The organism is Streptomyces ochraceiscleroticus (assembly GCF_000720485.1).
GTDB classification, from domain to species: Bacteria; Actinomycetota; Actinomycetes; order Streptomycetales; family Streptomycetaceae; genus Streptomyces; species Streptomyces ochraceiscleroticus.
Genome location: NZ_JOAX01000050.1, coordinates 17,202 through 31,308, shown reverse-complemented (window position 1 = coordinate 31,308; position 14,107 = coordinate 17,202). Strand labels below are relative to the sequence as shown.

General features: G+C 71.0%; 7 protein-coding genes and 1 pseudogene. 3 read left to right on the top strand and 5 right to left on the bottom strand.

From position 1 onward, the window contains the following. Positions 1-140, top strand: a pseudogene (locus tag IG84_RS42480) (ABC transporter ATP-binding protein); the annotation flags it as partial. A 69-nt stretch (positions 141-209) separates the two neighbouring features. On the opposite strand, the gene IG84_RS0136480 reads toward IG84_RS42480, so the two are convergent. Continuing rightward, positions 210-5,174 (bottom strand): NAD-glutamate dehydrogenase, encoded by a 4,965-nt coding sequence (locus IG84_RS0136480; protein ID WP_031067502.1) that lies wholly within the window; start codon positions 5,172-5,174, stop codon positions 210-212. A 493-nt stretch (positions 5,175-5,667) separates the two neighbouring features. On the opposite strand from IG84_RS0136480, the gene IG84_RS0136475 reads away from it, so the two are divergent. Further along, positions 5,668-6,234, top strand: a complete 567-nt coding sequence (locus tag IG84_RS0136475) for a DJ-1/PfpI family protein (protein WP_031067499.1) — start codon at positions 5,668-5,670, stop codon at positions 6,232-6,234. 49 nt (positions 6,235-6,283) lie between these two features. Here IG84_RS0136475 and IG84_RS0136470 read toward each other — a convergent pair whose 3' ends face one another. From IG84_RS0136470 to IG84_RS0136460, 3 genes are all read right to left on the bottom strand, one after another. Then, positions 6,284-8,626 carry a LuxR C-terminal-related transcriptional regulator gene (locus IG84_RS0136470; RefSeq protein ID WP_031067497.1) on the bottom strand — a complete coding sequence of 781 codons (2,343 nt, stop codon included), beginning with the start codon at positions 8,624-8,626 and terminating at the stop codon, positions 6,284-6,286. 214 nt (positions 8,627-8,840) lie between these two features. Beyond that, positions 8,841-9,509: an HAD family hydrolase gene (locus IG84_RS0136465; RefSeq protein WP_031067495.1), complete on the bottom strand. Its 669-nt coding sequence runs from the start codon at positions 9,507-9,509 to the stop codon at positions 8,841-8,843. 111 nt (positions 9,510-9,620) lie between these two features. Next, entirely contained in the window at positions 9,621-10,127 is a 507-nt protein-coding gene (locus IG84_RS0136460) for a DUF6912 family protein (protein WP_031067493.1), read from the bottom strand. 307 nt (positions 10,128-10,434) lie between these two features. Here IG84_RS0136460 and IG84_RS38495 point away from each other — a divergent pair, with 307 nt between their 5' ends. After that, positions 10,435-10,965 carry an Rv3235 family protein gene (locus IG84_RS38495; protein ID WP_063761931.1) on the top strand — a complete coding sequence of 177 codons (531 nt, stop codon included), beginning with the start codon at positions 10,435-10,437 and terminating at the stop codon, positions 10,963-10,965. 181 nt (positions 10,966-11,146) lie between these two features. Here IG84_RS38495 and secA read toward each other — a convergent pair whose 3' ends face one another. After that, positions 11,147-13,978 carry a preprotein translocase subunit SecA gene (gene secA, locus IG84_RS0136450; RefSeq protein WP_031067489.1) on the bottom strand — a complete coding sequence of 944 codons (2,832 nt, stop codon included), beginning with the start codon at positions 13,976-13,978 and terminating at the stop codon, positions 11,147-11,149. Positions 13,979-14,107: the final 129 nt, after the last annotated feature.

The following is a 14,107-nucleotide window of genomic DNA, read 5'->3' as shown; positions in this document are numbered from 1 at the left end:
CGGTCTTCCTGGTCAGCCACAACAACAAGTCCATCCGGGACACCTGCGACCGGGTGCTGTGGCTGGAGAAGGGCGAGCTCCTCATGGACGGCCCCACGGCGGACGTCCTCAAGGAGTACGAGGCGTTCACCAAGAAGTGAGCCGCACGCACGAAAACGGGGACGGCCCCGGAGCATGGCGCTCCGGGGCCGTCCCCGTTCCTACGGGCCTCAGCTGTGCTGGCGCAGCAGCGTCCGCATCGTGCGCATCGCGACCGACAGGTTGGCCAGGTCGAAGGAGTCCGAGCCCTGGATCTCCTCCAGCGTGGCGCGGGCGCGGCCCAGGATCGCGGCGTTCTTCTCCTCCCACGCCTTGAAGCGCTGCTCCGGCGTGGCCGTGCCGTTGCCCGCCGAGAGGACGTCCGCGGTCAGCGCGGCCTGCGCGGCGAACAGGTCCTCGCGGATCGAGGCGCGGGCCATGGACTGCCAGCGGTCGGCGCGCGGCAGCTCCAGGATGCGGTCCAGGAGCTGGTTGATCCGCAGCCGGTCGCCCAGGTCGTAGTAGACCTCGGCGACGTCCAGCGGCTCCTTGCCGGTGCGGTCGGCGATGGCCACGATGTCCAGCGCCGGGAAGGCCGACGAGAAGCCGGCCACACGGTGCGCCAGCCCCTCCGGCACGCCCGCCTCGGCAAGCTGCCCGTAGATCGACTCGTACCACTCCATGTCGCTGCCGCGCAGCAGCTTGGGCAGCTCGGCCCAGACCGCGCCGACCCGCTCACGGAAGAAGTCGATGGTGCCGGACAGCTCCAGCGGCTGCGGGCGGTTGTTGAGCAGCCAGCGGGTGCCGCGCTCGACCAGCCGCCGGGAGTGCAGCCGGATGCGGGTCTGCACCTCGGCGGGCACCTTGTTGTCCAGCGCCTCGACGTCGTCCCAGACCTGGTTCAGGTCGAAGATCGCGCGGGCCGCGGTGTGCGCCCGGACGACCTCCTCCAGGGACGCCCCGGTCTCCTCCACCATGCGGTGCAGGAAGCTCGTACCACCGGTGTTGACGGTGTCGTTGACCATCACCGTCGTGGTGATCTCGCGGTGCAGGGCGTGGTTGTCCACCTGTTCGGCGAACCGCTCGCGCAGCGCGGTCGGGAAGTACGCGTGCAGCAGGTGCTTGAAGTACGGATCGTCCGGCAGGCTCGTCTCGATCAGCGCGTCGGCCACCGTGATCTTGGTGTACGCGAGCAGGACGGCGGTCTCCGGCTGGGTCAGGCCCCGGCCGTTGGCCAGCCGCTCGCGGATCTGCCGCTCGGACGGCAGGAACTCCAGCGCCCGGTCGAGCTGCCCGTCGCGCACCAGGCGGCGCATGAACCGCTGCTGGGCGTGGAGCATGTTGGAGGACTGGGCGAGGGCCAGCGAGAGGGCGGTGTTCTGCGCGTAGTTGTTGCGCAGCACCAGCGCGCCGACCTCGTCGGTCATCTCGGCGAGCAGCTTGTTGCGCTGCTTGACCGTCATGTCCCCGTCGGTCACCACGGAGTTCAGCAGGATCTTGATGTTCACCTCGTGGTCGGAGGTGTCCACGCCGGCGCTGTTGTCGATCGCGTCGGTGTTGATCCGGCCGCCGTTCGTGGCGAACTCGATCCGGCCGAGCTGGGTCAGGCCCAGGTTGCCGCCCTCGCCGACGACCTTGACCCGCAGGTCCTGGCCGTCGACCCGGATGGCGTCGTTGGACTTGTCGCCGACGTCCGCGTTCGACTCGGCCGAGGACTTCACGTACGTACCGATGCCGCCGTTCCACAGCAGGTCCACCGGGGCCTGCAGGATCGCCTTCATCAGCTCGGCCGGGGTCATCTTCGTGATGCCCGCCTCGATGCCGAGGGCGGCGCGGACGTGCTGGTTGACCGGGATGGACTTGGCCGTACGCGGGTGGATGCCGCCGCCCTGCGACAGCAGCGACTTGTCGTAGTCCTCCCAGGAGGAGCGGGGCAGCTCGAACAGGCGGCGGCGCTCGGCGTACGAGGTCGCCGCGTCCGGGTTCGGGTCGAGGAAGATGTGCCGGTGGTCGAAGGCGGCGACCAGGCGGATGTGCTCGGAGAGCAGCATGCCGTTGCCGAACACGTCACCGGACATGTCACCGACGCCGACGACCGTGAAGTCCTCGGACTGGGTGTCCACGCCGAGCTCGCGGAAGTGGCGCTTGACCGACTCCCACGCGCCACGCGCGGTGATGCCCATGCCCTTGTGGTCGTAGCCCGCCGAGCCGCCGGAGGCGAAGGCGTCGCCCAGCCAGAAGCCGTAGGACTCGGCGACCTCGTTGGCGATGTCGGAGAACTTCGCGGTGCCCTTGTCGGCCGCGACGACGAGGTAGGTGTCGTCCCCGTCGTGCCGGACGACGTCCTGCGGGTGCACGACCTCGCCGCCGACGAGGTTGTCGGTGATGTCCAGCAGACCGGAGATGAAGGTCTTGTACGAGGCGATGCCCTCGGCCAGCCACGCGTCCCGGTCCACCGCCGGGTCCGGAAGCTGCTTGCCGACGAAGCCGCCCTTCGCGCCGACCGGCACGATGACGGTGTTCTTGACCATCTGCGCCTTGACCAGGCCGAGGATCTCCGTACGGAAGTCCTCCCGCCGGTCCGACCAGCGCAGACCACCGCGCGCGACCTTGCCGAAGCGCAGGTGCACGCCCTCCACGCGCGGCGAGTACACCCAGATCTCGTACGCCGGGCGGGGCGCCGGCAGGTCCGGGATCGCCTGCGGGTCCAGCTTCAGGGACAGGTAGGCGTGCGGCTCGCCCTTGCTGTCCTTCTGGAAGTGGTTGGTGCGCAGCGTCGCCTTGATGACCGTGAGGAACGAGCGCAGGATGCGGTCCTCGTCCAGCGAGGCGACCTGGTCCAGCGCGCCGTCCAGCTCCTCCAGCAGCCCGTCGATCAGCTCCGTGCCGGCCCGCTGCCGCCGCGGCGCCATCCGCGCCTCGAAGAGGCTGACCAGCAGCCGGGTGGTGTGGACGTTGTGGGAGAGGGTGTCCTCCATGTACGTCTGGCTGAAGGTGGAGCCGGCCTGCCGCAGGTACTTCGCGTAGGCGCGCAGCACCATCGCCTGCCGCCAGTCCAGGCCCGCGCCCAGCACCAGCTTGTTGAAGTTGTCGCTCTCCGCGCGGCCCGTCCACACCGCCGTGAAGGCGTCCTGGAAGCGCTCGCGGTAGTCGTCGCCGTTCGGCCGCTCCGGCATCCGCAGGCCGAAGTCGTAGATCCACGCGGCGGACCGGTCCGAGCAGCGCAGCTCGTGCGGCCGCTCGTCGACGACCTCCACGCCCAGGCGGTTGAGCAGCGGCAGCACCTTCGAGAGCGAGACCGGCTCACCGGTGCGGTAGATCTTGAAGCGGCGCTCGCCGGGGCCCGCGCCGACCGGCTCGTACAGGCTGACCTCGAAGTCGCGGCCCTCCTCGGCGGTCCACAGCTTCTCCAGGTGCTGGAGGTCGGCGACCGCGGCGCGCGGGGAGTTGTCGGCCTTGTAGCCCTCGGGGAACGCCTGGGCGTACCGGCGCAGCAGCTCGGCCGCGCGCTCCTCGCCGCACTCGGCGTTCAGCGCCTCGGCGAAGCCGTCGGCCCAGGAGCGCGCCGCCTCCACCAGCCGCGCCTCGATGCGGTCGACATCGGCGTCGGTGAGGTCGGGCAGCGTGGCACCCGGCTCGACCCGGATGACGAAGTGCAGCCGGGAGAGGATCGACTCGGTGTTCCAGGCGGTGAAGTCGACGCTGGTGCCGCCCAGCTCCTCCTTGAGGATGTCGATCAGGCGCAGCCGGACGCCGGTGGTGTAACGGTCCCGCGGGAGGTAGACCAGCGCGGAGTAGTAGCGCCCGTACTCGTCCTGGCGGAGGTACAGCCGCAGCCGGCGGCGCTCCTGGAGGTAGAGCACGCTGGTGGCGATGGCGCGGAGCTGGTCGACCGGGGTCTGGAACAGCTCGTCGCGCGGGTAGGTCTCCAGGATCTGGAGCAGGTCGCGGCCGTCGTGGCTGTTGGGCGAGAAGCCCGCGCCCTCCAGCACCTCGGTGACCTTGCGGCGGATGACCGGCACCCGGCGCACGGACTCGGTGTACGCGGCGGAGGAGAACAGGCCCAGGAAGCGCCGCTCGCCGACGACGTTGCCCTGCGCGTCGAACTTCTTCACGCCGACGTAGTCGAGGTAGCTCGGCCGGTGCACGGTCGCGCGGCTGTTCGCCTTGGTCAGGATCAGCAGCTTGTGCTCGCGGGCCTTCTTGCGCGCGTCCTTCGGGAGCCGGTTGAAGGACGGGGAGACGGGGTGGCCCTCGTCCTCCTCGCGGTGCTTGGGGTCCGAGCGGAGGATGCCGAGGCCCGTGCCGGGCACGGCGGTGAGCACCTCCTCGTCGCCGTCGGCCTCACCGGGCGCCGTGGTCAGCTCGTACTCGCGGTAGCCGAGGAAGGTGAAGTGGTCGGCGGACAGCCAGCGCAGCAGCTCGCGGGCCTCCTCCACCTCACGGTCGCGCAGGTCGTCGGCGGTGGGCTCGGTGGGCGGCTCGTCCGCGATGCACAGCGCGGCGTCGCGCATCTTCTCCCAGTCCTCGACGGCCTCGCGCACGTCGTTGAGGACCCGCAGCAGATCGGCGGTGATCTGCTTCAGGTCGGACCGGTCGGTCTCCCGGTCGATCTCCACATGGATCCAGGACTCCACGAGCGCGTCGTGCGGCAGCTCGGCGTCCTTGGCCTTGCCGGGGGTGCCGTGCGCCTCGTCCTCGGCGTCCAGGATCTCGATCAGCTTGCCGGTGACGTCACGCCGGACGACGACCTGCGGGTGGATCACGACGTGGATGCCGCGGCCCTGCCGGGAGAGCTCGTTGGTGACCGAGTCGACCAGGAACGGCATGTCGTCGGTGACGACCTCGACGACGGAGTGGCTGCAGGTCCAGCCGTTCTCCTCGACGGTCGGCGTGTGGACTCTGACGTTCGCCGTGCCCTGCGGACGGACGCCCGCCAGCCGGTAGTGCGAGAGTGCCGCGCCGAAGACGTCGACGGGGTCGCGCCCCGTGAGGTCCTCCGGAGCGGTGTGCAGGTAGTAGCGCTGGAGGTATCCACTGAGGGTGTCCGGGTCGAGACCCGGTACCGGTGACTGCCCTCCCGCCGGTCCGCTCTCAGCGACCCTGGCGGCCTTCGTGAGCAGCTCGGTCTTGGCTTCGTCCAGCTTGGTCTGCATGTCCTCTGGCTCCTGTCGCGCGCCGTTGCGTGACGTTGTGGAAATAAGCGGATACGGCACAACGCCGGACCGGCGCGTAAGGGACCCCCGGGACGGGCCCGGGAGCATGTCCGGTCGGAATCGACGCTATGCCGCGATGAGGGGCGACCGGGGCGGAATTGGCCAGATTTGGCATTCCTGGCACCTGGTCGTAACGGGAATGATCAACGGCCGCCCGGGCACCGTGGTGTCCCGGGCGCGAAGCAGGGGCCTCGACGCCCCCGCGGGTTATCGCGCTGATCACGCTGCCAGGCTATCGCTCCTTGCAGGGGAGTCGTCATGGGCCTTGTGTGTACAAAACCACACTCAGTTCTTTGCCGGTATGGACAGAGACGTGCCTCGTCCGATCACACTCGGGCATCCGCAGGAGGTCCGCAGGGGGTCTTGGCAACCGCTCGGAACCGGAGGACCTTGAGCGGGACGGAGTCGGACGCGAGCCCCGCGGAGGTACGCCATGGCAGCCAAGATCCTGATCGTGACCGGGGACGCGGCGGAGTCTTTAGAGGTGCTCTACCCGTACCAGCGGCTGCGCGAGGAGGGGTACGACGTCCACATCGCAGCCCCCGCCCGCAAGACGCTCCGCTTCGTCGTCCACGACTTCGAGCCCGGCTTCGACACGTACACCGAGAAGCCCGGCTACACCTGGCCGGCCGACCTGGCGTTCTCCGAAGTCGACCCCGGCGCTTACGCCGCCCTGGTGATCCCCGGCGGCCGGGCCCCCGAATACCTGCGCAACGACGCCGAGCTGCGCAAGGTGATCAAGGCGTTCTTCGACGCCGACAAGCCGGTCGCGCAGATCTGCCACGGGCCCCTGCTGACCGCCGCGATCGGCCGCCTGAACGGCCGCCGGGTCACCTGCTATCCCGCCCTGGAGATGGACATGCAGGCGGCGGGCGCCGGCTACCGCGACGCCGAGGTCGTCGTCGACGGCACCCTGGTCTCCTCCCGCGCCTGGCCGGACCACTCCGGCTGGATGCGCGAGTTCCTGAAGGTCCTGCGCGCGAAGGCGCCGGCGATGTGAGTCCGGGCCCTGCGGGGGTCATGTCCGGGCCCCCGCAGGGCGGCCGTCGTCAGGCGTCGGCGCAGCGGTCCGCGATCTCCGTGCGGGAGCTGACGCCGAGCTTGCTGAGGATGTGCTCGACATGCGCGTCCGCCGTGCGCTTGGAGATCACCAGCCGTTCGGCGATCTCCCGGTTCGACAGCCCGTCGGCGACCAGGGCGGCCACCTCCCGCTCCCGGCGGGTCAGCACCTCGCCGCCCGGCACGCCGCCGGCGGCCGCCCGCGGCGACGGCACCGCGGGCGTCTCCGCGTCGGCGAGGATCAGCTCCACGGCCCGGTCCAGGGGCAGCCGCAGCCCCTGCTCGAAGAGGCGGTCGTACCGGCAGTCGCTGAGGGCCCCGCGGACCTCCGCCGCCACCCGGTCGTGCACCTCCAGCCAGGCCCGCATGCCGAACATCGTGGCGCCCACGCTGCGCCACACGCCCTGCGCCACCCCCAGTACCCACGCGGCACGCGCGTACCGCCCGTCCTCCGCGGCAATCCAAGCCAGCACCTCGGCGCAGTAGGCGACGCCGTATCTCTCGTGCAGCTCGCTCTTCAGCCGCAGCGCCGTCCGGGTCAGCTGCGCGCCCTCAGCCCGCTGCCCCTGGCGCCACAGCGCGATCCCCTGAACGGACAGCACGACGGACCGCAGCATCCGCTCCTCCGGGGCGTCGAGGTGGCCCAGCGCCACCTCGCAGAGCCGCCGGGCACCCTCGGGGTCACCGACGGTGACGCGCAGGAACGCCTCGTGATAGTGGACAATCACGGCACCGAGCCGGTCGTCCGCGGCGATCATCTCGGCCCGCACCGGAGCCAGCAGCCCGGCCGAGCGCTCGATCTCCCCGAGCATGCCGCGCGCGAGGCCCAGGAAGCCGTCCGCCCAGCGCCGCACCGCCGCGTCCCCGAGCCGCTCCGCCAGCTCCCGGGCCCGCCCGCAGTCCCGCAGGATGCCCTGCGGATCGCCCTGCCACAGACAGAGCATCCCGGCCGACAGCAGGCCGGCCGCCCGCTCCGGCCGCTCCTCGGGGACCAGCTCCAGCGCCTTGCCGAGCCAGTGCCGGCCCTCCTTCTGCAGCCCCGCCGTCCGCCAGAACGGCCACAGCCGCGCGGCCAGCTCCAGCCCCGCCACCGCGTCGCCGTCCGCCGTCAGCGCGTGCCCCAGCGCGGCCCGCAGATTGGCCTGCTCCCGCAGCAGTGCCTCGTACAGCGCGAGCTGCTCGTCCGTGAGGAAGCGCGCAAGGAACCGGTCGCCCAGCCGCCGGTAGTACGCGAAGTGCCGGCCCCGGAACTCCTTCGCCTCCCCCGCCTTCTCCAGCCACTCGGCGCCGTACTCGCGGATCGTGTCCAGCAGCCGGTACCGGGAGCCGTCCCCGGCCCCCTCGCCGTCCCCGTTCCCGTCCTCGGTGCGCAGCACCACCGACTTGTCGACCAGCCCGATGAGGTGCTCCACCACCTCCCCGGCCGGCAGGTCACCGCCCGCGCAGACGTCCTCGGCCGCGGCCAGGTCGAAGGAGCCGGCGAAGACCGACAGCCGGGCCCACAGCAGCCGCTCCGCCGGGGTGCACAGCTCGTGGCTCCAGCCGATCGCGGTACGCAGCGTCTGATGCCGGGGCAGCGCCACTGCCCGGCGGCCGCCCGTCAGCACCTCGAAACGGCCCTCCAGACGGGCTACGAGCTGCGTCAGGGGGATCGCGCGCAGCCGTACGGCCGCCAGCTCCACCGCCAGCGGAATGCCGTCCAGACGGCGGCACAGGGCCACCACGTCGGGCCGGTTGGCGGCGGTGACCGTGAAGCCGGGCACCACGGCAGCGGCCCGCTGCGCGAAGAGCGCCACCGCCCCGCAGCCGTTCTGCGCCTGCGGCGTGTCCTCCACCGGGAGCGGCGGGATCTGCACCGTGTGCTCCCCCGGCACGTCCAGCGGCTCGCGGCTGGTCGTCAGGATCCGCACCCGCGGCGCCTCGCGCAGCAACAGATCGGCGAGCATGGCGCAGGCGTCGACCAGATGCTCACAGGTGTCCAGCACGAGGAGGGCCTGCCGGTCCTGGAGGTGCTCGACGAGGGCGTCCACCGTGCGGCGCCCCGCCTGCTCCGGCAGCCCGAGCACCGCGGCCATGGTCTGCGGCAGCAGCTCGGCGGAGCGCAGCGCGGACAGCTCCGTGAGCCATACCCCGTCGGGGAACTCCTCCTTGAGGGCGGCTGCCGTGCGCAGCGCCACCCGGCTCTTGCCGACGCCGCCCGGCCCGAGGAGGGTGACCAGCCGCGCGTCCCCCAGCAACCGCCGTACCCGGGCCAGCTCCGCCACCCGCCCGACGAACCCGGTCACCTCGACCGGCAGCGCGCCGCTCCGCCGCTGGCTGAAGTCGACCGTCATACCGCCCCCGGTATCGCTCACTGAGCCGGCTCCCGAGGCACCGGCTCCCAAAAGCACAGCGTACGCGTGCCGACGCACAACGTGAGGGCTCTTCCGCAGCCGCCCCCGCCGCGTGCCGGCTCGGATCACCAGCCGCTCCGCAGCCGACCCGGGGCACGTGCCGGCTCTCAGGTCATCAGCCGCTCGGCCGGCGTCCCCGTGGACCTGCCGGCTCTCAGATCGCCAGCCGCTCCGCCGCCGCGACGGCCTCCGCCAGGCTGTCGACGACCGGCACGCCGGCCTCCAGGAGGCTGGCGCGGCTGTGCGAACCACCCGTGTACAGCACCGCGTGGGCCCCGGCGTCCCGGGCCGCCACCGCGTCGTCCACGGCGTCACCGATGACGACCGTACGGCCGGGCTCCACGCGCGCCCCCTCCAGCGCCGCGAAGTGCCGCACCATGTGCGCGCTCTTGCTGCCGCCGGACGGCCCGGTCCGGCCGTCCACCCGTATGAAGTGCGACTCGATGCCGAAGTCGCGCACCAGCGGCAGCAGCTCGTCGTGCCCGTACATGCTGAGGATCGACTGGCTGCGCCCGGCCGTCCGCCAGCTGTCCAGCAGCATCTCCACGCCCTCGGCGAGCGCGCACGCCTCCCGCCGGAGCGTGTAGTGCCGGTGGAACGCCTCGTCCATGACCGCCCACTCGCCGTCCGTGGGCAGCCGCCCCATCAGCCGCTCGTAGAAGCGCGGGATCGGCACGCAGTACAGCTCCCGGTACCGCTCCAGGGTGATCGGGGGCAGGCCGATCTCACCGAATGCGGCATTGGTCGCGCCGATCACGGCGTCGATGTCGTGAAAGAGCGTGCCGTTCCAGTCCCAGACGATGTGCGTCGCGTGCTTCCCCATGCGAAGAAGGTACCCGCGGCCACTGACAATCTTGCCGCTCGACGACGAAGCAGCAGTTCAGGACCTTACGGGGGCCTCCCGGGGCCTTACGGAGAGGGCGGCGGCCCGGCCTCAGCCGATCAGGTTCGGGATCTCCTGGACGCCGAACCACATCAGCTCGTGGTCCTCGGCCCCGTCCACCGTGAACTGCGCGTCGTCGTCGCCCTGGTCCGCCGCGCCCAGCGCCGCCGCCGCGGCGGTCACGTCCGGCTCCGCGTCGTCGGCGTCGACATGCACCGCCGCCGCCTTCTTCATCGGCACCGGACCGGCCACCCGCACGACGCCCAGCCCCGACCTGTCCAGCCCCCGGTCGGGGTCCACGGAAGCGGCACCGTCGGCCACGTCGACGGCCACGACCACCCGCCGCCGGGCGGCCCGCGGGTCCGTGGCCAGCAGCCGCAGCGACGCCTGCGCGGCACGGTTCAGCGCGGCGTACTCCAGCTCCTCGATGTCGTCGGAGACGTACCACTCGCGCAGCGCGGGCGTGACGGCGAAGGCGTCCAGCGGGCCGGAGCCCAGCTCGCCCGCCTTGTACGCCTCTGCGAGACCGGGGAGCGTCAGGGGGACGTAGACACGCATGGTGGCCGCCGCTTTCGTTCGGACTGCTGGGTACTTGTTCGGTTGGGGCGCAGGCAGCCAGCATACGGGCGGGGGTCCCCCTTCGTGCTGCCGGTACGGCCCTCCCGGGCGCCCCGCCGGACACCCGCTGTGGCCTGATCCCATCCCTCCCGCACACCGCCCATCACCCTGATAGGTGAATTTTCCGGGGCCCCTGCCCCCGCCTCCGGCCGCCTTGCCGCACCGCCGGCCCCCTCGATAGAAGAGCCCCACCACAGGAGCTACTGCCCGGTATCCAACGGGACCGGCAGAACGGGGGATCTCCACCATGACCACATCCACGCGTACGTCCAGGCCCGCATCCAAGCCCGCGTCCACCCGCCGCGACAGCCGCCGCCCCGGCGGCCCGCGCACCACGCCGCGCCTCCCGCAGACCGCCCCCTCACAGCCGGCGGCCTCACAGACCGCCCTCTCGCAGGCCGCCGCCCGCCGCCGCGCCGCCGCACGGGTGCCGCACCGCTGGTTCGCCGACCAGCTGGTGCTCACCCTGAGCGGCCGGCGCCCCGTACACGCACTGCTGGGCCATGCCCTGCCCGCCGCCTACGACCGCCTCGTGGAACTCGCCCCGCAGGCCCCGCTGCGGCCCACCGGCCGGCACCACCGTGGCCCCGACCCCGAGGTTCGCGAGTGCGGCGTGTACTGCCCACGCAGCGGCGTCATCGAGGCGTTCGCCCGGATCACCGCCGGAGAACGCGTACGGGCCCTCGCCTTCCGCCTCGAACGCGGCCGCGACGCCCGCTGGCGCTGCGCAGCCCTGGACATCGGCCCCTCCGTCTCGGTCTGGAGCCGGACGGTGTGAGGACAGCGATCGGCCTGCACCGGCCGTACGCACACGGGCAGCGAGCACCGGCCGTACGGGCACCGGCAGCGCGCGCCGGACCGTACGTAGACGGGCGGTGAGCGGCCACGCGAAGGGCCGGGGCGCAGCCTTCCGCTGCGGCACCCCGGCCCGTCTCACCTCGCCGGCCGAGCCGGCTCGGTCACTTCTTGCGGCGCCGCCCGCCCTTCTGGGCCTTGCGGCGCTCGGCGCGCGTCAGACCGTCGGACTCCGAGCGGGTCTGGCCGCTCGGCACGGCGTCGTTGGTGAAGTCGCCCTCGACGACCCCGCCCTCGCCGTCCACCGTCGGCGCGGAGAAGTGCAGCCGGTCCGGGCGCTGCGGCGCGTCCAGGCCCTTGGCGTGGATCTCCGGCCGGCCGCCGGCGCCCGCCTGCGCCGGCACCGCGTCCTGGACCGCCGGGGCCTCTTCCGCCGTCTCCTGGACCGGGACCTCCTCGACCTGCTGCTCGACCTGGACCTCCAGGTTGAACAGGTAGCCGACGGACTCCTCCTTGATGCCCTCCATCATGGCGGTGAACATGTCGAAGCCCTCGCGCTGGTACTCCACCAGCGGGTCCTTCTGGGCCATCGCCCGCAGGCCGATGCCCTCCTGGAGGTAGTCCATCTCGTAGAGGTGCTCGCGCCACTTGCGGTCCAGGACCGACAGGACCACGCGGCGCTCCAGCTCCCGCATGATCTCCGAGCCGAGCTGCTCCTCGCGGGCCGCGTACTGCTCGTGGATGTCGTCCTTGATCGCCTCGGCGATGAACTCGGCGGTGATCCCGGCGCGGTCGCCGGCCTCCTCCTCCAGCTCCTCCACGGTGACCTTGACCGGGTAGAGCTGCTTGAACGCGCCCCACAGCCGGTCCAGGTCCCACTCCTCGGCGAAGCCCTCGACCGTCTCCGCCTGGATGTAGGCGTCGATGGTGTCGTCCATGAAGTGCTTGACCTGGTCCTGCAGGTCCTCGCCCTCCAGGACGCGGCGGCGCTCGCCGTAGATGACCTCGCGCTGGCGGTTGAGCACCTCGTCGTACTTCAGGACGTTCTTCCGCGTCTCGAAGTTCTGCTGCTCGACCTGGGACTGCGCGGAGGCGATGGCGCGCGTCACCATCTTGTTCTCGATCGGCACATCGTCCGGAACGTTGGCCATGGCCATCACGCGCTCGACCATCTGGGCCTTGAAGAGGCGCATCAGGTCGTCGCCGAGCGAGAGGTAGAAGCGGGACTCGCCGGGGTCACCCTGCCGGCCGGAACGACCGCGGAGCTGGTTGTCGATACGGCGCGACTCGTGCCGCTCGGTACCGAGGACGTAGAGCCCGCCCAGCTCCTTGACCTCCTCGAACTCCGCCTTGACCGCGGCCTCGGCCTTCTCCAGGGCGGCGGGCAGCGCGGCCGCCCACTCCTCCACGTGCTCCACCGGGTCCAGGCCCATGCTGCGCAGCTCGGTCTCGGCCAGGTCGTCCGGGTTGCCGCCGAGCTTGATGTCCGTACCGCGTCCGGCCATGTTCGTCGCGACCGTGACGGAGCCCTTGCGGCCGGCCTGGGCGACGATCGACGCCTCCCGGTCGTGCTGCTTGGCGTTGAGCACCTCGTGCCGCACTCCGCGCTTGTTGAGCTGCTGCGAGAGGTACTCGGACTTCTCGACGGAGGTCGTGCCGACCAGGATGGGCTGGCCCTGCTCGTGCTTCTCGGCGATGTCGTCGACGACCGCGGCGAACTTGGCGACCTCGGTGCGGTAGATCAGGTCCGCCTGGTCCTTGCGGATCATCGGCTTGTTCGTCGGGATGGGGACGACGCCGAGCTTGTAGATCTGGTGGAACTCGGCCGCCTCGGTCATGGCCGTACCGGTCATGCCGGAGAGCTTGTCGTAGAGGCGGAAGAAGTTCTGGAGGGTGATCGTGGCGAGGGTCTGGTTCTCGTCCTTGATCTCCACCCCTTCCTTCGCCTCGATCGCCTGGTGCATGCCCTCGTTGTAACGGCGGCCGGCGAGGATACGGCCGGTGTGCTCGTCGACGATCATGACCTCGCCGTCGATGACGACGTAGTCCTTGTCCTTCTTGAACAGTTCCTTCGCCTTGATGGCGTTGTTCAGATAACCGACGAGCGGGGTGTTGACCGACTCGTAGAGGTTGTCGATGCCGAGCCAGTCCTCGACCTTGCTGACACCGGACTCGTGGATGCCGACCGTGCGCTTCTTCTCGTCGACGTCGTAGTCGCCGGTCTCCTCGACGCCGCGCTGCGGGTTGGCCGCCTCGCCCTTCTTCAGGCGCTTGACCAGCTTGGCGAAGTCGCCGTACCACTTCGTCGCGGAGTCGGCCGGACCGGAGATGATCAGCGGCGTACGGGCCTCGTCGACCAGGATGGAGTCGACCTCGTCGACGATCGCGAAGTTGTGGCCGCGCTGGACCAACTCGTCCTGCGACCAGGCCATGTTGTCGCGGAGGTAGTCGAAGCCGAACTCGTTGTTCGTGCCGTAGGTGATGTCGCAGGCGTACTGCTCGCGGCGCTGCGCCGGCGTCATGTTCGCCAGGATGCAACCGACCGAGAGACCCAGGAACTTGTGGACCCGGCCCATCATCTCGGAGTCGCGCTCGGCCAGGTAGTCGTTGACCGTGATGAGGTGGACGCCCTTGCCGGACAGCGCGTTCAGATACGCGGGCAGGGTGCCGACCAGGGTCTTGCCCTCACCGGTCTTCATCTCGGCGACGTACCCGAGGTGCAGCGCGGCGCCGCCCATGAGCTGGACGTCGTAGTGACGCTGGCCGAGCACGCGCTTGGCGGCCTCACGGACGGTCGCGAACGCCTCGGGGAGCAGGTCGTCCAGGCTCTCGCCGTCGGCGTACCGCTCCTTGTACTCGTCGGTGAGGGCCCGCAGCTCGGCGTCGGAGAGTTTGACGAAGTCTTCTTCGATGGAGTTGACCTGGCCCGCGATGCGGTGCAGTTTGCGCAGGATCTTGCCTTCGCCTGCACGCATGATCTTCGTCAAGACGGACACTTGGGCTGGTCTCCTCGCCGGTCGGGCCTGTGCACGGTCGGTGCGCGGGCGCGGCATTTTTCCAAGGGGCAGGCCCCGCCGCAACGGCCATCGTAAGGGAGGACCCCGCTACGCAGGGAGGTCCGTCGC